Origin of the sequence: Pseudomonas sp. BO3-4, assembly GCF_034044115.1 — a bacterium.
In the GTDB taxonomy this organism is placed as follows: domain Bacteria; phylum Pseudomonadota; class Gammaproteobacteria; order Pseudomonadales; family Pseudomonadaceae; genus Aquipseudomonas; species Aquipseudomonas alloputida.
This window is the reverse complement of the sequence record NZ_CP139018.1, coordinates 1151631-1171238: the sequence shown is the minus strand read 5'-3', so window position 1 is coordinate 1171238 and position 19608 is coordinate 1151631. Positions and strand designations below refer to the sequence as shown.

Here is a 19608-nt window from a genome sequence, read left to right as displayed (position 1 = left end):
TCGTTAACATTTCTGCCAAGGAATCATCACACTTGCGCCTTAAAGTCGCGGTTTCCTCCAACTCAGCCAACACAAGGACACCCTGATGAGTCGAGATACCGGCGACAACCTGGACCGGAACCAAAGCGGCAACCTGCCGATGGCCAACGTCATGGACGCCTACCTGAGCCGCCGTAGCGTCATGCGCGGCAGCCTGGGCGCCGCCATCGCCATGATCGCCGGTACCGGCCTGACAGGCTGCTTCGACGGTGGTGGTTCCGATCACGATGATCCGGTCACCGAGCCCCCGGTGACCGAACCGCCAGTCACCGAGCCGGAAGTGCCGAAACTGGCACTGGGCTTTCAGTCCATCCCAGGCTCGCGCACCGACGCCTGTGTAGTCGCCGCCGGCTACAGCGCCTACGTGCTGGCGCCCTGGGGGACGCCACTGAACAGCAACGGCAACCCGTGGAAGTCCGACGGCAGCAACACCTCGACCGACCAGGCCAACGCCATGGGCATGCACCACGACGGCATGCACTTCTTCCCCATCAACGGCAGCTCGGAAGACGGCCTGCTGGCAATCAATTTCGAGTACATCGACACTGCCGCCCTGCACCCGGCCGGCCCCACTACCGATGTCAACGGCAAGCGCCCGGTTGAAGAAGTGCGCAAGGAAATCAACGCTCACGGTGCTGGCGTTGTACGCCTGCAGAAGATCAACGGCCGTTGGCAAGTGGTCGACAACGACCCGCTGAACCGTCGCTTCACCACGGCTTCACGCATGGAAATCACCGGCCCGCTGCGTGGCACCGACCACGTCAAGACCAAATACTCCACTGCTGGCACCCACTGCCGTGGCACCAACAACAACTGCGGCAACGGCTACACCCCGTGGGGCACCTACCTGACCTGCGAAGAGAACTGGCCGGGCATCTTCGTCAACAAGGGCACCCGCCCCGAGGACCAGCGCCGCATTGGCGTGGGCACCTCCAGCGGCCAGTACAAGTGGGAAACCGCTGCCGGTGACGCCAGCGAAGTGGACGACGAATTCGCCCGCTTCGACGTTACCGTCAAAGGCGCCAGCGCCACCGACGACTACCGCAACGAAGCAAGCACCTACGGCTACATCGTCGAGATCGATCCGTACAACAACAGCACCCTGGCCACCAAACGCACTGCGCTGGGCCGCTTCCGCCACGAGGGCTGCGCCCCCGGCCTGCCCGTCGCCGGCAAGCCGCTGGTGTGGTACATGGGTGACGACTCGAACAACGAGTACCTGTACAAGTGGGTGTCCACCGCCGTGTGGGACGCCGCTGATGCCAACCCGGCCGACCGCCTGGCCACCGGCGCCAAGTACCTCGACCAAGGCAAACTCTACGTGGCCCGCTTCAATGCCGACGGCACCGGCGTATGGCTGCTGCTGGACGTGGCCACCGCCACCACCGGCGGCAGCACCCTGGGCGCGCTGTATGGTGACCTGCCGGGCATCATCCTCAACACCCGTGGTGCTGGCGACGCCGTGGGCGCAACGCCGATGGACCGCCCGGAGTGGACCACGGTCAACCCGCTGAACGGCGACGTGTACCTGACCCTGACCAACAACAGTGCACGCACCCCGGACAAGGTCGATGCAGCGAACCCACGTGGCCCGAACCGCCACGGCCACATCATTCGCTGGCACGACAGCGACGACCAACTGAGCTTTACCTGGGACATCTTCGTGTTCGGCGCCAACGCTGCCGGCACCGCCGACATCAACCGCTCCGGCCTGACCGAACTGAACCAGTTCGCCAGCCCCGACGGCATGAGCTTCGATAGCCGCGGCGTGCTGTGGTTTGAGACCGACAACGGCGAAACCACCTTGACCGACTACACCAACGACCAGTTGCTGGCGGTGATCCCTACCGACCTGGTGGATGCCAGCGGCAAGCAGGTGCCGGTGAACGCACAGAACCAGGTGGACCTGCGGCGCTTCTTTGTCGGGCCAAATGGTTGCGAGGTGACCGGTATTACCTTTACCCCGGATAACAAGACGCTGTTCGTCAACATTCAACACCCGGACAACTGGCCGTATACCGACAAGGCGACCGATGCGACGCCGGCTGGGGCTACCGTGCGGCCGCGGGCTTCGACGGTGGTGATCCAGCGTATTGATGGTGGGGAGATCGGGACCGTTTGATCCCGTGCCGGTCAGCCAGCGTTTGCTGGCTGTACCGGCCTCTTCGCGGGCAAGCCCGCTCCTACAGGGGGCTCACTGGTTTCAGAACCAGCGTAGGGGCGGGCTTGCCCGCTTAGAGGTCAGTGAACGTTACCAGGCTATTGGCTCCCGGCTACGCACCCGCACTTGCTGCGCGGGCACCCGGGCATGCCATTGCACCACCCCCAGCGCCTCCACCTGGAACTCGCTGCGCATCACCCGCCCCTCTTCCTCGAACGACAGCTGCAACAGAAAATGCCCGCTGTTGAGCAGCAGCCCTTCGCTCAACCGTTCGAACGTTTCGTCATCCACCGCCCCAAGCGCTTGACGCAGTGCAGCCGCGTCCACATACCCCGACGCCGGCCTGCCGCTGACAATGCGGCTGAGCAACGAACGCGAGTAACGCCCTTCATACAGCGCCTCCAGCAGGGGCAGATGCTCCAACCCCAGCGCATTGGCGTTGAGCCGCCAACCCGTGGTCTGGGGCAAGGCGCACAGCATCGGGTAACGCGCCTGGCGGCTGGCGTCCGGCTCCAGCAACAGGTTCAGCTCGCTGGTGTCGAGCATCGGCTGGTCAGCCGCCAGCCGTGGCGGTTGCTGACGCAGGTACTGGGCGCTCTCGGCGCCCTGCAGGCGGGCATCACTGTCGGCATCGAGCCAGTCGGCCAGGGCATCGACCAGGCGTTCGGCCGCCATGTCATTGCCCAGCAAATAACGCAACTGGCGCTCGGCGCGTTCGCCATCGGCCCCCAGCAACGCATTGACGTTGAAGCAGGTGTGCTGGTCGCGTACCCGCAGCTGCGCCTGGCCAGCGCCAAAATCGTAGTTAAGCGGCTGCCCGCGCAAGGCTTGCCAGAACAGCGGACTGAGCCGCCAGGCAGGGTCCCGCAGGGCCTGCCCGGCATAGGCCAGGCCGGCCTGCTCCATGGCCCGCACCTGCACTCGCTGGTGCAGCAGGCGCACTTCGTCGACCTGACGCCGGCCATCTTCCACCAGCCAGGCCATGCCCGCCGCCAGCATTGCCAGCACCACCATTACCATCAACAGGGCCGCACCCTGCTGTTGCCTTCCACCCATCGGTGCGTGCCTCGCTCGCGGAATAAAAACGCCAGTCAACACGCGGGGTGTTTCAGGTAGATGGCAGTGCCCGTTCGTCATGTGCTCGTCATCTAGGCAAGGCAGGATTGCCCTTCCTTTTCATGACCTTACAGGAGTGGTCGCTATGGGTGGCATTGGAATCTGGCAACTGGTGATCGTACTGCTGATCGTGTTCTTGCTGTTTGGTACCAAGCGCCTGAAGGGGCTGGGTAGCGATGTGGGCGAGGCGATCCAGGGTTTTCGCAAGTCCATGGGTGGTGACAATGACGCCAGCGCCGCTGACCAGGCGCACGTGCAGCAACAGTGCCCGCTGAACGGCCAAGTTGCCCAGCAATCTCAAGCGGACCGCCAGGCCTGATGTTCGAGGTAGGCTTCAGCGAGTTGCTGCTGATCGGCGTCGTCGCGCTGTTGGTGCTGGGCCCCGAACGCCTGCCGGTGGCAGCCCGCACCCTCGGCCGCGGCCTGGGCCAGGCGCGCCGGGCCATGCACGCCTTGCGCACGCAGGTGGAGCGCGAAATCGAGATGCCCAACCTCGACCAGGCACCTCTGCAACGCCTGGAACAGGAGATCCGCCAGGGCATCAGCCTGAACGCGGAACCGGCCAATGATGCGGCCACGGCCGTGCTGCCCAAGGAAAATGCTTCATGAGTATTGCCATGGACCCTGCCGCGAGCATGCCCCTGACCGAACACCTGCGCGACCTGCGCAAACGCCTGGTGCGTTGCCTGGCGCTGGTGGCATTGGTGTTCGCCGGCCTGTTCCCCTTTGCCCAGACGCTGTACACGCTCATATCCGAGCCGCTACGGCGCTTTTTGCCGGAAGGCGCGAGCATGATCGCCACCAGCGTCACCTCGCCCTTTCTGGCACCGTTCAAGCTGACCGCGATGTGCGCCCTGTTCCTGGCCATGCCGCTGCTGTTGCATCAGGCCTGGGGCTTTCTGGCGCCGGGGCTGTACCGCCGTGAACGGCGCATTGCCCTGCCGCTGCTGGTATCGAGCATCGTTTTGTTCTATGCCGGCATGGCGTTCGCGTTCTTTCTGGTGTTCCCGATGATGTTCGGTTTCTTTGCCAGCGTGACGCCGGACGGCGTGGCGATGATGACCGATATCAGCCAGTACCTGGACTTTATCCTGGCGCTGTTTCTGGCGTTCGGGCTGGCGTTCGAGATCCCGGTGGCGACGTTCATCGTGGTCTGGGCAGGGTTGGCCGATGTGGCCACATTGCGGCGCAGCAGGCCCTACGTGGTCGTCGGGTGCTTTGTGGTGGGGATGATCCTGACACCGCCGGATGTGTTTTCGCAGACGATGCTGGCAGTGCCGATGTGGGTGCTGTTCGAGGTGGGGTTGCTGGCTTGTGGAATGTTGAAGCGGCCGGAGCCAGGCAAGGAGATTGTGGCTGGATTGTAGGGCCCTTTCGCGGGCACGCCCGCTCCCACAGGGATATCACAGGTTCTGAAGATTGTGATATCCCTGTGGGAGCGGGCGTGCCCGCGAATAGCCGTGATGCGTTCTAGAACTCGGCGAGCCGCCAGACTTCATAGGCTGGCGTCTCGTACGGGTGGCTCTGCTTGAGCGCAGCGACGACCTGCACAATCAGTTCGTCAGCCACCACCAGCTCCACCTTCCACTCTTCCACCGCCTCGACCTGGCCCGCTTGCCCGAGGAACGGCTGGCTGCCGTCCAACGGGCGGAACTGGCCCTGGCCAAGGGTTTGCCAGGCGCAGTGCTCATAGTCACCGATGCGCCCGCCGCCAGCAGCGAACACAGCGGCCTTGACCACTTCGACATGGCTGGCGGGGACGAAGAAGGCGAGCTTGTACACGCCTTAGTTCACCCACACCCGCGCGTTGCGGAACATACGCATCAGCGCGGCATCTTCCTGCCACTCGTCCGGGCGCCAGGAGTTTTGCACAGCGCGGAACACACGCTCCGGGTGCGGCATCATGATGGTCACGCGGCCGTCGCGGCTGGTCAGGCCGGTGATACCACGCGGCGAGCCGTTCGGGTTGGCCGGGTAGGCTTCGGTGACCTTGCCGTGGTTGTCGACGTAGCGCAGGGCCACGCAACCGGATACGTCAGCGGCCAGCAGTGCTTCTTCGCTGGCGAACTCGGCATGGCCTTCGCCGTGGGCGATGGCGATCGGCATGCGCGAACCGGCCATGCCCTGCAGGAAGATCGAGTTGGACTTCTGCACTTCGACCATGGCCACGCGTGCCTCGAACTGCTCCGAGCGGTTGCGCACGAAGTGCGGCCAGTACTCGGTGCCCGGGATCAGCTCGTGCAGGTTGGACATCATCTGGCAACCGTTGCACACGCCCAGGGCGAAGCTGTCGGTACGCTCGAAGAAGGCCTGGAAGGCGTCACGGGCACGGGCGTTGAACAGCGCCGACTTGGCCCAGCCTTCGCCAGCGCCCAGCACGTCACCGTACGAGAAGCCGCCACAGGCGACCAGGCCCTTGAAGGCTTCGAAGTCGACACGGCCAGCGAGAATATCGCTCATGTGCACGTCGATGGCGGCGAAGCCGGCGCGGTCGAAGGCAGCAGCCATCTCGACCTGGCCGTTGACACCCTGCTCGCGCAGGATGGCCACTTGCGGGCGCACGCCTTTCTTGATGTAAGGCGCCGCGATGTCGTCGTTGACGTCGAAGCCCAGCTTCACCGACAGACCCGGGTTGTCTTCCTCGAGCAGCAGGTCGAACTCCTGGTCAGCGCAGTCGGCGTTGTCGCGCAGGCGCTGGATCTGGTAGCTGGTTTCAGCCCACTGGCGCTGCAGCATGCGACGGTCATCGTCGAACAGCACTTCGCCGTTCAGGCTGATGGTCACTTCAGCGTTGTTGACTGGCTTGCCGATCACCGCGACGCACTCTTCACCCAGGCCAGCAGCGCTGAACTGAGCCAGCACGTCCGGGGTAGCATCCTGGCGAACCTGGATCACCGCACCCAGCTCTTCGTTGAAGAGGATGGCCGGCACTTCGCCCTTGCTGTCGGTCAGCGGGTCGAGTTGTAGGTCGAGGCCGCAGTGGCCGGCGAAGGCCATTTCCAGCACGGTGGTAACCAGGCCGCCGTCGGAACGGTCGTGGTAGGCCAGCAGGTGGCCGTCGGCGTTCAGGCCCTGGATCACGGCGAAGAAGGCCTTGAGGTCTTCGGCGTCGTCGACGTCCGGTGCCTGGGCAGCGATCTTGCCGTAGGTCTGGGCCAGGATCGAGGCGCCCATGCGGTTCTTGCCGCGGCCCAGGTCGATCAGGATCAGGTCGGTCTCGCCCTTGTCCATGCGCAGTTGCGGGGTCAGGGTCTTACGGATGTCGGTGACCGGGGCGAAGCCGGTGATGATCAGCGACATCGGCGAGGTGACGCTCTTCTCGACGCCCTCGTCGCTCCACTTGGTCTTCATCGACATCGAGTCTTTGCCGACCGGAATGGTGATGCCCAACTCCGGGCACAGCTCCATGCCGACAGCCTTCACGGTGTCGTACAGACGTGCGTCTTCACCTGGGTGACCAGCAGCGGACATCCAGTTGGCCGACAGTTTGATGTCGGACAGCTTTTCGATGCGCGAAGCCGCCAGGTTGGTCAGGGTTTCGCCGATGGCCATGCGGCCGGACGCCGGGGCATCCAGCAGCGCCAGCGGCGTACGCTCGCCCATGGCCATGGCTTCACCGGTGTAGACGTCGAAGCTGGTGGCGGTAACGGCGCAGTCAGCCACCGGAACCTGCCACGGGCCGACCATCTGGTCGCGGGCAACCAGGCCGGTGATGGTGCGGTCGCCAATGGTGATCAGGAAGCTCTTGCTGGCCACGGCCGGGTGGTTCAGCACGCGCTGGACGGCGCTGTCCAGGTCCAGCTCGCTCGGGTCGAAGTCATCGCCCAGCTCGGCTTCGCGGGTAACCGAACGGTGCATGCGCGGCGGCTTGCCCAGCAGCACGTCCAGCGGCATGTCCACCGGGGTGTTGCCGAAGTGGCTGTCGCTGACGGTCAGGTGCGGTTCTTCAGTGGCTTCACCGACCACGGCAAACGGGCAACGCTCGCGCTCGCAGATGGCCTTGAAGCGCTCGAAGTCGACCGCGCTGACGGCCAGCACGTAACGCTCTTGCGATTCGTTGCTCCAGATTTCGTGCGGGGCCATGCCCGGCTCGTCGTTGGGCACGTTGCGCAGCTCGAAGCGGCCACCGCGGCCACCGTCGTTGACCAGCTCAGGGAAGGCGTTGGAAATACCGCCAGCGCCCACGTCGTGGATGAAGGCGATCGGGTTGTTGTCGCCCAGCTGCCAGCAACGGTCGATGACCTCCTGGCAACGGCGCTCCATTTCCGGGTTTTCGCGCTGTACCGAAGCGAAATCCAGGTCAGCCGAGCTGGCACCGGTAGCCACCGACGAAGCAGCGCCGCCGCCCAGGCCGATCAGCATGGCCGGGCCACCGAGCACGATCAGCTTGGCGCCGACAGTGATTTCGCCCTTCTGCACGTGGTCTTCACGGATGTTGCCCATACCGCCGGCGAGCATGATCGGCTTGTGGTAGCCGCGCACTTCTTCACCGTGCGGGGTGTTGATGGCTTGCTCGAAGGTACGGAAGTAACCGGTCAGGGCCGGGCGGCCGAATTCGTTGTTGAACGCAGCGCCGCCAAGAGGGCCTTCGATCATGATGTCGAGGGCGTCGACGATACGCTCGGGCTTGCCATAAGCCTGCTCCCACGGCTGCTCGAAGCCCGGGATACGCAGGTTGGACACGGTGAAGCCGGTCAGGCCGGCCTTGGGCTTGGCGCCACGGCCGGTCGCACCTTCGTCGCGGATTTCGCCACCGGAGCCGGTGGAGGCGCCGGAGAACGGGGCGATGGCGGTCGGGTGGTTGTGCGTTTCCACCTTCATCAGGATGTGCACCGGCTCCTGCACCGCGCCGTACTGGCGGGTTTCAGGGTTCGGGAAGAAGCGGCCGGCAACGTTGCCGACGATCACCGAGGCGTTGTCCTTGTACGCCGACAGCACACCTTCGTTGTGCATCTGGTAGGTGTTTTTGATCATGCCGAACAGGCTTTTTTCCTGGGCCTGGCCGTCGATATCCCAACTGGCGTTGAAGATCTTGTGGCGGCAGTGCTCGGAGTTGGCCTGGGCGAACATCATCAGTTCGATGTCGTTCGGGTTGCGCTTGAGGCCCTGGAAGGCATTGACCAGGTAGTCGATCTCGTCTTCGGCCAGGGCCAGGCCCAGGTCGATGTTGGCCTTGGCCAGGGCGTCACGGCCGCCTGCCAGGATGTCGACCGAGGTCATTGGCTTGGGCTGGGCGTGGCTGAACAGGTCAGCGGCCTGCTCCAGCTGGCTGAGCACACGCTGGGTCATGCGGTCGTGCAGTTCGGCGGCGATCAGGGCGGCGTCAGCGTCGCTCAGGGTGCCGGCCACGTAGTAGGCGATGCCGCGCTCCAGGCGCTGGATCGACTGCAGGCCGCAGTTGTGGGCGATGTCGCTGGCCTTGCTGGCCCATGGCGAAATGGTGCCCAGGCGCGGTACCACCAGGAACAGACGACCCGTCGGCTCCTGTACCGGCACGCTCGGGCCGTACTTGAGCAGACGGCCCAGCACCTGCTGCTGGTCGGCGGTCAGCTCGCCGTCAACATCGGCGAAGTGGGCAAATTCGGCATACAAACCAGTAACAGCGGGGACTTTCTGGCTCAGTTGCTCGAGTAATTTACCGTGGCGAAAGGCAGAAAGGGCAGGAGCGCCGCGCAGGATCAACATCGTCGGGACAGCCTCAGGAAGGGGTGTGCTTAGAGGCCGTGCATTCTAGCCTAATTCGATGGCTTTCGGCACCTGCTCTAAGCCACGCCTGCCGGGCGGCGGAACCGGACTTCGGGGTCAGTTTTCAGCGGTGTCCGGCTTGAGACGAGATCGAGCGGCGCCGGGTGTCCGGTTCGACACATTCAGCGCCAGGGAGATCGAGCGCCGCAGGTGTCCGCCTCAAGACATTCTGCGCCTGGGAGATCGAGCGCCGCAGGTGTCCGGCTCGACACATTCAGCGCCTATGAGATCGAGCGCCGCCAGGTGTCCGGTTCGACACATTCAGCGCCTATGAGATCGAGCGCCGCCCGCGCGGCGCTTCGCGGGTAAACCCGCTCCTACGTTTGTTTCGGGCCAGTCCATCCTGTGCCTGGCGCGCGCGACCGCCTTGTTGGTACGACGCGATATTGAGATAGGCACCAAGGCGTTCGCGCGCGAATCCCACAGGCATAATTGGCCCGAAACAAACGTAGGAGCGGGTTTACCCGCGAAGCGCCGCGCGGGCGGCGCTCGATCTCATAGGCGCTGAATATTTTAAGGCGGACACCTGCGGCGCTCGATCTCACAGGCGCAGAATGTCTTAAGGCGGACACCTGGCGGCGCTCGATCTCCCAGGCGCTAAATGTCTCAAACCGGACACCTGGTAGCCCTCATGCAATCCCCCTCCCCCAACCACACAACCCGCTACCAGACAAGCTAACCGTTGTCGAGATATGGTTGGGCCAGTCCTTTGCGTATACTGCAACCTATGTTCGCCCACACTGCTTTGCGCCAGCGTTGCGCCAAATGGCTTCTCGCAACCGGACTCTTTCTGCTGCTAGGTGCCTGCGTTGAAAAACCCAGCACCCTCGAGCGCGTGAAGGAGGATGGCGTGCTGCGCGTGATCACACGCAACAGCCCTGCAACCTACTTCCAGGACCGTAACGGCGAAACCGGCTTCGAGTACGAACTGGTCCAGCATTTCGCCGACGATCTCGGCGTAAAGCTGCAGATCGAGACCGCCGACAACCTGGACGAGCTCTACGACTCCCTCGGCAAGCCCTCCGGCCCGGTACTGGCTGCCGCCGGCCTGGTCAGCAGTGAACGGCGCAAAACCCAGGTGAAATACTCCCATCCCTACCTGGAGGTGACCCCGCAGGTCATCTACCGCAACGGCCGCCCGCGCCCCACCGGCGCCCAGGGTTTGGTCGGCAAGAAGATCATGGTGCTCAAGGGCAGCAGCCATGCTGACCAGTTGGCTGAGCTGAAAAAGCAGTACCCTGCCTTGCAATATGAGGAATCCGACGCCGTCGAAGTGGTGGACCTGCTGCGCATGGTGGACGAAGGTCAGATCGACTTGACCCTGGTGGACTCCAACGAACTGGCGATGAACCAGGTGTATTTCCCCAACGTGCGGGTCGCCTTCGATTTGGGCGACACCCGCGACCAGCGCTGGGCAGTGGCAGCAGGCGAAGACAACAGCCTGCTCAACGAAATCAACGAATTTCTCGACAAGGCACAGAAAAACGGCACCCTTCAACGCTTGAAGGACCGCTACTACGGCCATGTCGACGTGCTTGGCTATGTCGGCGCCTACACCTTCGCCCAGCACCTGCAGCAGCGCCTGCCCAAGTACGAGAAGCACTTCAAGAGCTACGCCAAGGTCGAGCAGGTCGACTGGCGCCTGCTGGCCGCCATCGGCTACCAGGAATCGATGTGGCAGCCGGAAGTCACCTCCAAGACCGGCGTGCGCGGCCTGATGATGCTGACCCAGCGCACCGCCCAGGCCATGGGCGTGTCCAACCGCCTGGACCCGAGGCAGAGCATCCAGGGCGGCGCCAAGTACTTCATGAAGATCAAGGAAGAGCTTGACGACAGCATTCAGGAACCGGATCGCACCTGGTTTGCCCTGGCGGCCTACAACGTCGGCAGCGGCCACCTGGAAGACGCCCGCACCCTGGCCAAGCGCGAGAAGCTCAACCCGAACAAGTGGCTGGACGTGAAGAAGATGCTGCCGCGGCTGGCTCAGAAGCAGTGGTACCGGCAGACCAAGTACGGCTATGCCCGTGGGGGCGAACCGGTGCATTTCGTGGCCAACATCCGTCGTTACTACGACATCCTCACCTGGGTGACCCAGCCGCAGCTCGAAGGCCAGGTGGCCGAGGGCAACCTGCATGTGCCCGGGGTCAACAAGGACAAGCCAGCGGATAAGTCGTCGCCGATGTAAGCCAGTAGGCCTCTTCGCGGGCAAACCCGCGCCTACAAGATTTGCGCAGAACCTGTAGGGGCGGGCTTGCCCGCGAAGAGGCCGGTGCAGCTCAAGCCTTGGCCCGGCGGGCCTTGAAGAAGTCGCTGAGGATCTGCCCGCACTCTTGCGCCAGCACCCCGCCCTCCACCATCACCCGGTGATTGAGAAAGCCTTGGCCAAAGAACTGCCCCTGGCTCTGCACGATCCCCGCCTTGGGCTCCAGCGCGCCAAACACCACGCGCATCACCCGCGAATGCACGATCAGCCCCGCACACATGCTGCACGGTTCCAGGGTCACATACAGGGTGCTGCCGGGTAGCCGGTAGTTGCTGGCCGACCTGGCTGCCGCCCTGATCGCCACCATCTCGGCATGCGCGCTGGGGTCGCTGTCGATGATCGGCCGATTGAAACCCTGGCCGATCACCTGCCCATGCTGTACCAGCACCGCCCCCACCGGCACCTCGCCCAGCACCGCGCCTTCGGCGGCCAAGGCCAGCGCCAGGCGCATGAACTCCTGATCGCGACTGCGATCGATGATCTGCGGGCGCATCAGACCACCGCAATCGCGGCCATCAGGCCGGTTTCCATGTGGTCGATGACGTGGCAGTGAAACATCCAGGTCCCAGGGTTATCCGCCACCAGTGCTACCTGGGCGCGCTCGTTCTTGCCCAGCAAGTAGGTGTCGGTGAACCACGGTTCCTTGATGTCGTGACGGTTGGAGGCGATCACCTTGAAGCTCATGCCATGCAAGTGGATCGGGTGCTGGTACTGGGTCATGTTCTTAAGCTCGAAGATGTAGCTCTTGCCCTTCTGCAACGTGGCGATGGGGCGGTCGGCACAGGTCTTGTCGGTAATATCCCAGGCCTGGCCGTTGATCTGCCACATGCTCGACGGTTTGGCCGGATCAGGGGTGACAGAGACGCTGGCCGCCCACTCGAAATTGAAGTTCAGCTTTTCGGCATTCTCCAGGTCCGGCTCGGCGATCGGATTGGGCGGCAGCGCGGGCGGCCAGTCACTCGGCGCGTCGTTGCTGGCCACCGAACGCAGGGTGCCCAGGCGCACGAAACCGTCACGCAGGGAGATTTCCTCACCCGCCTCGGGAATGCGGATGGCCAGGCAGATACGCATGCCAGGGCCTAGCCAGTATTCGTCCAGCGCACGCGGGGTCACCGGGTTGCCGTCGAGGGCATAGATTCTCGCCTCGCAGTTGCCCTTGAGGTTGAGGCGGTAGGTCCAGGTATTGTCCAGGTTCAGCACGCGCACCCGCACCACCTGGCCGGCCGGCAGCTCGGTGATCGAGTCGGCCTGGCCGTTGATGGTGATCAACCGCCCGGCAGTGCCGTTGCGCGCGGCCTCGCGCGGAATGCTGAAAGGCAGCCATGCGCCCTGCTCGTCCACATGCCAGTTCTTCAGGCTCAGCGTACGCTCATGCTGGAACCCGGTGGGTTCACGTTCCTCGACGATCAGCGGCCCGACCAGACCGCGGCCCAGCTCCTCGGAACTGCTGACATGGGGGTGATACCAATAGCTGCCGGCGTCCGGCACGCGGAATTTGTAATCGAAGTACTCACCAGGCTTGACCGGCAGTTGCGAAACGTATGGCACACCATCCATCTCCAGCGGCAGGCGGATGCCGTGCCAGTGGATAGTGGTTTCGACCGGCAGGCGATTGATGAAACGCACCCGCAACCAGGTGCCTTGGCGTACCCGCAGTTCGGTGCCAGGTGCCGATGGGCCGAAGGCCCAGGCTTCGGTCTTGAAACCCGGCACCAGCTCCACTTCCAGTGGGGCGGCAATCAGCTCGTAGTCGTGCCCGGCGTTCTCGTCCTCGACCTTGCCCAACCAGTATCGCGCCGCGCCTCCGGCCCCCAGGCCTACTACAACCAGGCCAGTGAGGCCTTTGAGCATTTGTCGACGGGTGAAGGACATCGGTGCGGGTACCTCGCTTCGGTGCAATCAAACTGCCAGCAGGACTGACGATAAAGGCGAATACGATACACCTGCAAACGGGAAATATTAAGTGAAAACCCGGCGTCACGAAGCGACCGGACAAGCAATAAGCACCACCGCCCTGGCTCACGACCGTTCAAAACTGGCAGCCTTTCACCTCTATTGGACAACCGTGATGCTTGCCGACACCCTCCCCAGCGACCAGCAAATGCTGATGACCCTCGCCGGACAACTCACTGAAGACTGCCCTGACATGCGCGAGATGGCGCGCGAAGTCGCACAACAGCTCCTTGCGCGTCATGACCTGAAAGCACTCGAGCCCGACAATGTCTACCTGCACCGTTTCCACACCGCCGTCAGCAGCCCTCGAACCTTCAACGGCTGGCAGCACCTGGATCAGCCCTTTGAATCCCTGACCCTGCCACAACTGGTGATGCACCGCTTCGATGCCCAAGCCCGGGACAACGCTGACGTGCTCAGTTACCTCGCTGGCTTTTACAGCGATGGACCAGGCAAAGACGTGTATGACGAGCGCAATGAAGTTCGACTCGACCCCAAGGACGTGCTGGAGTATTTCTGGCGCATTGATTTTGCCTCGGGTTTCAAGACGCGGATGACCTCGTTCTGGGCAAAACATTCAGAGCACTTCCGCACGCTGGCCAAAGCCAACTTCATGAGCAAATTACTGGAAGCCTGCGCGCAAGAGCCCTCCTCCGCGCTAGCCCGTCACGGCCAGGATATCGCTCATGCCCTGGTGGGCGAGACAACCTGGCCGCCATCGCTGGAGGCACTGCAACGAAGGGCCTTGCCGGGTGGCGCAACGCGCGTATGCGCGTTGGACATTGGCGGGTATGTGGCGACGGACATCCTTCGCCTGCAATTGGCCAATGGCAGCCAGCTGATTTACATGCCGGGCGATGTCGACGGCTTACATTACTTCCAGAACGACCAGGCACTGTTCTGGTGGGTGCTCACAAACTGCACCTATGTCGAAAACCGAACCCGCTTTCTGGCACATTTTTCCCTCGACGATCGTGAAGAGGCTGACGGTAAAGTCGGGTTGAATCATCTGATCGATCTGCTCTTTCACGGCTGGGGCAACCATGATTACAGCGGCCTCAATACCCTCGACCTGACCATTGAAGAGGATGCCTTCGACTGGCTGCGCAACAAGGCTCGCAAGCGGATGATCGATGATGCGCATTTCTCTTTGCGCTCCAACGCCGACCTGCGCAGACAATTGTGGATCGGTTATCTGAAGGCGGGCCTGCAGGTGTTCGGCCCCATGGCGGCAGTGAGTTGGCCGGTAGCGTTGGCGCTGGTGGGGGCAGGCATTGCTGAAATGGGTTTGAACATCTACCAGGCGGTACACGGGCACACAACGCGTGAACGCAAGGCAGGTACAACCGGCGCCATTTTCGCCGCCATCGAGACACTGTTCAACGCGACCTTTCTGCTCAGCGCACCAGGCAAACCCCTTGACCAGTTCGCAGAGGTGGCTGAAGCAGGCGCTGCGACTGAGGAAGGGGAAGCCCCGATACCGGCGGAAGAATCAGCGCATGAACACAGCGGGGAACCCACTGATGAAAGTGCTTCAGAGGTGGCAGAGGCGATTGAAACCTGGGTACCTCAGCCCTTCCAGCCAAGCGAAAGGTGGGCTGCACTGCGCCCTTTCGAAACGAATGTAGTGCTTGGCGGCAAACCTGGTACAGGGTTTCTTGAAGGTATCCATCTGCAAGATGGGCAGTTTTACGCATTGATCGATGAGATGCCTTATCAAGTACGTTTTGTACCCGAACTGAAATCCTGGACCATCGTCGATCCTGAAAACCCTTTCTCATTTTACAAAAGCTTGCCCATCCGCCTGGATGGTGCAGGCCAGTGGCACCCAGTGGAACGCCTTGGCCTCAACGGAGGCATGCTGTCGAGCCTGAAAATCTGGGGCCGGCCGTCAGCAAGAGCAAGCGTGCCACCCTTGGCTGAAACACCTTACGCAGTGCCAGCCGATTTGCGCGCCTCACTGAAGGATGTTTCTGACGATGAGATTACCGGTGCGCGAGCGTTCCTCGATGCCCCTGATCGACAGGCCGCCATCGCCCGATTTCGCCAACTACGTGATCAACTGGCCGCCGATGCCCAAACGTTCATGACCACAGTGCAAACACCGGCACGGCCGCATATACCAGATTTACCCGCCAACGCTTCTTCCAAATACATTTTGAAAAGTCTCTACAACAACAGTAACGGCTTGGTCATTGGCGAAGCGCACAGTGGCCTTGGCAGCAAGCGATTGCTGATCGACAACATGCGCCAGCTACGCAAACTGAAGGTAAAGACACTGTACATGGAGCACTTCACCACCGACTTCCAGCAAGCAGACCTGGATACCTTCAACCGCACCGGCGTGATGCCGCAGGAGCTGGATCGCTACGTGGAAAGCCAGGATGTCGGCCACCGCACCGACCCCGAGGGCCGCTACACCTTTCGGCAGGTACTGGTCAGCGCACAGAAAAACGGCGTACGCATACAGTCCATCGACTGCATGGCCAGTTACCGCCAGGCGTGGGCAAATCCCGTTTCCGATGTGACACGCCAGCGCATGATGAACTTCCATGCACACTTGATCATCGAGGCAGACCAGGCCGCGCGCGGCTCGGGAAAATGGATTGCGCTGGTCGGCAGTACCCACGCCAACACCTTCCATGGCGTAACCGGGCTGGCCGAAACCGAAGGCGCGATTGGACTGCGTGTCGAAGACCGCCCGATCGGCGAACCTGACGCTTACAGCGCAGACCCTGGTGTGGATGCCTTGGACGAAGGTGGCACCGTAAGGCATGTGCAAAGTGACCTGCGGCTACGCGCCGCCGTATTGACCACCCGCCCGCCATCACCAGACTTTGACAGCCTGCTGGTGAGGCCTGGCGATTACGCGATCGAACGCACCCAGGGCGAGGAATACCTGATCAACCGCAGCCGGGACTCGACCTTGCGACGCACGCTGATCCAGCGCGATGGGCGCTTTTACTACCTGGAGCGCCCCGATTGGCCAACCATCCATGAACGTCGCTTTCAAAACCTGGGCGAGCTTCATGCCCAATTGAGATTACGCGGCATGCATCACATCGCCCCTTGAGCCAGGCAAGGCGCAGATACGACAAGGGCGCCTTGCGGCGCCCTTGGGGTTCAGCTTATTCCCACTCGATAGTGGCAGGCGGCTTGCTCGACACATCGTAGGTAACGCGCGAGATACCGTCGATTTCGTTGATGATACGACCGCTGACAGTTTCCAGCAGCTCGTACGGCAGGTGTGCCCAACGCGCGGTCATGAAGTCCACGGTCTCGACAGCACGCAGGGCCACGACCCAGGCGTAGCGACGGCCGTCGCCGACGACGCCGACCGACTTGACCGGCTGGAACACCACGAACGCCTGGCTGGTCTTGTGGTACCAGTCGGCCTTGCGCAGCTCTTCGATGAAGATGTGGTCGGCGCGACGCAGGATGTCGGCGTATTCCTTCTTCACTTCACCAAGGATACGCACGCCCAGGCCCGGGCCCGGGAACGGGTGGCGGTAGACCATGTCGTACGGCAGGCCCAGCTCCAGGCCGATCTTGCGCACTTCGTCCTTGAACAGCTCACGCAGCGGCTCGACCAGCTTGAGGTTCATCTCCTCCGGCAGGCCACCAACGTTGTGGTGTGACTTGATCACGTGAGCCTTGCCGCTCTTGGCGCCAGCCGACTCGATCACGTCCGGGTAGATGGTGCCCTGGGCGAGGAACTGGATGTTCTCCAGCTTGCTGGCTTCGGCATCGAACACGTCGATGAAGGTGCGGCCGATGATCTTGCGCTTCTTCTCAGGGTCGGCTTCGCCGGCCAGGTTGTCCAGGAACTGCTTTTCAGCGTCGGCGCGGATCACCTTGACGCCCATGTTCTCTTTGAACATGGCCATCACCTGGTCACCTTCGTGCAGGCGCAGCAGGCCGTTGTCGACGAATACGCAGGTCAACTGGTCGCCGATGGCGCGGTGCAGCAGCGCGGCAACCACCGAGCTGTCAACGCCGCCGGACAGGCCCAGCAGGACGTTGGCCGAACCGACTTGCGCACGCACCTGGGCGATGGCGTCTTCGACGATGTTGGACGCCGTCCACAGGGCTTCACAGCCGCAGATGTCCTGCACGAAGCGGGACAGGATGCGACCCCCTTGCTTGGTGTGGGTCACTTCAGGGTGGAACTGCACGCCGTAGTAGCCGCGGACGTCGTCGTACATGCCAGCGATCGGGCAGCTTGGGGTGCTGGCCAGAATGTTGAAGTTGCCAGGCATCTGGGTGACCTTGTCACCGTGGCTCATCCACACGTCCAGGCCCAGCACGCCGTCGTCGTCAACGTGGTCTTCGATGCCGTCGAGCAGGCGGCTCTTGCCGACAACGTCCACGCGGGCATAACCGAACTCACGCAGGTCGGAACCTTCTACCTTGCCGCCCATCTGCTCGGCCATGGTCTGCATGCCGTAGCAAATACCCAGCACAGGCACATTCAGGTCAAACACGGCTTGCGGAGCGCGCGGGCTGTTGGCTTCGTGGACCGACTCGGGGCCGCCGGCAAGGATGATGCCGCGCGGGTTGAATTCGCGGATCGCTTCATCGTCCATGTCGAACGGGTGCAGTTCGCAGTACACGCCGATTTCGCGCACGCGGCGGGCGATCAGCTGGGTGTACTGGGAACCGAAATCGAGGATCAGGATGCGGTGAGCGTGAATGTCGAGGGCCATGACTCAATCTCGTCAGTGGAAATCGGAAACGACGCGGGGCTGTCATGACAGCCCCGCTTTATGTTGTAGCTGGAAGCCTCAGCCTACGCGGTAGTTAGGGGCTTCTTTGGTGATTTGCACGTCGTGCACGTGGGATTCGGCCATGCCGGCACCGGTGATGCGCACGAACTCCGGCTTGGTGCGCATTTCTTCGATGGTTGCGCTGCCGGTGTAGCCCATGGACGAACGCAGGCCGCCCATCAGCTGGTGGATGATCGCGGCCAGGGCGCCTTTGTAAGGAACGCGGCCTTCGATGCCTTCCGGTACCAGCTTCTCGGCGCCGGCCGAGGAGTCCTGGAAGTAACGGTCGGACGAGCCTTGCGCCTGTGCCATGGCACCCAGCGAGCCCATGCCGCGGTAGGCCTTGTAGGAACGGCCCTGGAACAGCTCGACCTCACCCGGGGCCTCTTCGGTACCGGCGAACATCGAACCCATCATCACGCAGGACGCACCGGCAACGATGGCCTTGGACAGGTCACCGGAGAAGCGGATACCGCCGTCAGCGATCAGTGGCACGCCAGTGCCTTCCAGTGCTGCGGCAACGTTGGCGATGGCGCTGATTTGCGGCACGCCGACACCAGCAACGATACGGGTGGTGCAGATAGAGCCAGGGCCGATACCGACCTTGACCGCGTCGGCACCCGCTTCGGCCAAGGCCTTGGCGGCAGCGCCGGTGGCGATGTTGCCGCCGATCACCTGCACTTGCGGGTAGGTTTCTTTCACCCAGCGTACGCGGTCGATCACACCTTTGGAGTGGCCGTGGGCAGTGTCGACGACGACGACATCAACGCCAGCTGCCACCAGCGCAGCAACGCGCTCGCCGGTGTCCTTGCCGGTGCCGACGGCGGCGCCGACGCGCAGGCGACCTTGGTCGTCCTTGCTGGCCAGCGGGTAAGCCTTGGCTTTTTCGATGTCCTTGACGGTCATCATGCCCTTGAGGTTGAACTTGTCGTCAACGATCAGGACTTTTTCCAGGCGATGCTTGTGCAGCAGCTCGCGAACTTCGTTTTTATCGGCGCCTTCGCGGACGGTGACCAGGCGCTCTTTCGGCGTCATCACGTCGCGAACCTTGGCGTCCAGGCGATTTTCGAAACGCACGTCACGGGAGGTGACGATGCCGACCAGGTCGCCGTTCGCCAGTACCGGCACGCCGGAGATGTTGTTCAGGCGGGTCAGCTCGAACAGGTCGCGCACAGTGGCATCGGCGTCGATGGTGATCGGGTCCTTGACCACGCCAGCCTCGAACTTCTTGACCTTGCGCACTTCGCCGGCCTGTTGTTCGATGGTCATGTTCTTGTGGATGATGCCGATACCGCCTTCCTGAGCCATGGCAATGGCCAGACGCGCTTCGGTCACGGTATCCATGGCAGCGGAAACCAGCGGAATGTTCAGCTCGATGCCACGGGTCAAACGGGTCTTGAGACTGACTTCATTGGGCAGTACCTCGGAATAGCCAGGTACAAGGAGGATATCGTCGAAGGTCAGGGCTTCTTGGCTGATACGCAGCATCGCGGGGGCTCCCGGGCGGGAAAAATGGAAGCGCGCCATTATACTCATGCATGGCGCGCCGCTCAATGCAAAATAAG

Annotated in this window: 13 protein-coding genes; 6 read left to right on the top strand and 7 right to left on the bottom strand. The window is 62.7% G+C overall.

Features of this window, described 5'->3' with window-relative positions:
- Window positions 1–85: 85 nt before the first annotated feature.
- A complete protein-coding gene (locus tag REH59_RS05355) occupies window positions 86–2161 on the top strand; it encodes a PhoX family protein (protein WP_014859299.1) in 2076 nt (691 codons plus the stop codon).
- Window positions 2162–2290: 129 nt separating this feature from the next.
- On the opposite strand, the gene gspK is transcribed toward REH59_RS05355, so the two are convergent.
- Window positions 2291–3256: a type II secretion system minor pseudopilin GspK gene (gene gspK / locus REH59_RS05350; protein WP_003255010.1), complete on the bottom strand. Its 966-nt coding sequence runs from the start codon at window positions 3254–3256 to the stop codon at window positions 2291–2293.
- Between the two features lie 145 nt (window positions 3257–3401).
- Here gspK and tatA point away from each other — a divergent pair, with 145 nt between their 5' ends.
- Genes tatA through tatC form a run of 3 tightly spaced genes read left to right on the top strand, consistent with a single transcriptional unit; the run spans window position 3402 to window position 4683 of the window.
- Window positions 3402–3635, top strand: coding sequence for a twin-arginine translocase TatA/TatE family subunit (gene tatA, locus REH59_RS05345; RefSeq protein ID WP_003255011.1), 234 nt, complete (start codon window positions 3402–3404; stop codon window positions 3633–3635).
- A complete protein-coding gene (gene tatB / locus REH59_RS05340; protein WP_003255013.1) occupies window positions 3635–3925 on the top strand; it encodes a Sec-independent protein translocase protein TatB in 291 nt (96 codons plus the stop codon). Before tatA ends, tatB begins: the two co-directional genes overlap by 1 nt.
- Window positions 3922–4683, top strand: a complete 762-nt coding sequence (gene tatC, locus REH59_RS05335; RefSeq protein WP_003255015.1) for a twin-arginine translocase subunit TatC — start codon at window positions 3922–3924, stop codon at window positions 4681–4683. The genes tatB and tatC overlap by 4 nt, the downstream gene beginning before the upstream one ends.
- A gap of 103 nt (window positions 4684–4786) precedes the next feature.
- On the opposite strand, the gene REH59_RS05330 is transcribed toward tatC, so the two are convergent.
- Both REH59_RS05330 and purL read right to left on the bottom strand, forming a co-directional pair.
- Complete coding sequence (locus REH59_RS05330) at window positions 4787–5098, bottom strand: YqfO family protein (RefSeq protein ID WP_014860105.1); 312 nt, start codon at window positions 5096–5098, stop codon at window positions 4787–4789.
- A 3-nt stretch (window positions 5099–5101) separates the two neighbouring features.
- On the bottom strand, window positions 5102–9001 hold the full coding sequence (gene purL, locus REH59_RS05325; protein ID WP_014860106.1) for a phosphoribosylformylglycinamidine synthase: 3900 nt from the start codon (window positions 8999–9001) through the stop codon (window positions 5102–5104).
- A gap of 787 nt (window positions 9002–9788) precedes the next feature.
- Between purL and mltF the strand changes: the two genes are divergently transcribed.
- Window positions 9789–11246, top strand: a complete 1458-nt coding sequence (mltF, locus tag REH59_RS05320) for a membrane-bound lytic murein transglycosylase MltF (RefSeq protein WP_003255019.1) — start codon at window positions 9789–9791, stop codon at window positions 11244–11246.
- 91 nt (window positions 11247–11337) lie between these two features.
- Here mltF and tadA read toward each other — a convergent pair whose 3' ends face one another.
- Together tadA and REH59_RS05310 are read right to left on the bottom strand one after the other, a co-directional pair.
- Complete coding sequence (gene tadA, locus REH59_RS05315; protein ID WP_003255021.1) at window positions 11338–11817, bottom strand: tRNA adenosine(34) deaminase TadA; 480 nt, start codon at window positions 11815–11817, stop codon at window positions 11338–11340.
- On the bottom strand, window positions 11817–13196 hold the full coding sequence (locus REH59_RS05310; RefSeq protein ID WP_014860132.1) for a multicopper oxidase family protein: 1380 nt from the start codon (window positions 13194–13196) through the stop codon (window positions 11817–11819). The genes tadA and REH59_RS05310 overlap by 1 nt, the downstream gene beginning before the upstream one ends.
- Before the next feature lie 196 nt (window positions 13197–13392).
- On the opposite strand from REH59_RS05310, the gene REH59_RS05305 reads away from it, so the two are divergent.
- A complete protein-coding gene (locus tag REH59_RS05305) occupies window positions 13393–16350 on the top strand; it encodes a membrane-targeted effector domain-containing toxin (RefSeq protein ID WP_128573647.1) in 2958 nt (985 codons plus the stop codon).
- Window positions 16351–16405: 55 nt separating this feature from the next.
- Here the strand turns inward: REH59_RS05305 and guaA are convergent, their stop codons facing one another.
- Complete coding sequence (guaA, locus tag REH59_RS05300; protein ID WP_003255024.1) at window positions 16406–17983, bottom strand: glutamine-hydrolyzing GMP synthase; 1578 nt, start codon at window positions 17981–17983, stop codon at window positions 16406–16408.
- A gap of 78 nt (window positions 17984–18061) precedes the next feature.
- A complete protein-coding gene (gene guaB / locus REH59_RS05295) occupies window positions 18062–19531 on the bottom strand; it encodes an IMP dehydrogenase (RefSeq protein WP_003255025.1) in 1470 nt (489 codons plus the stop codon).
- Window positions 19532–19608 lie beyond the last annotated feature (77 nt).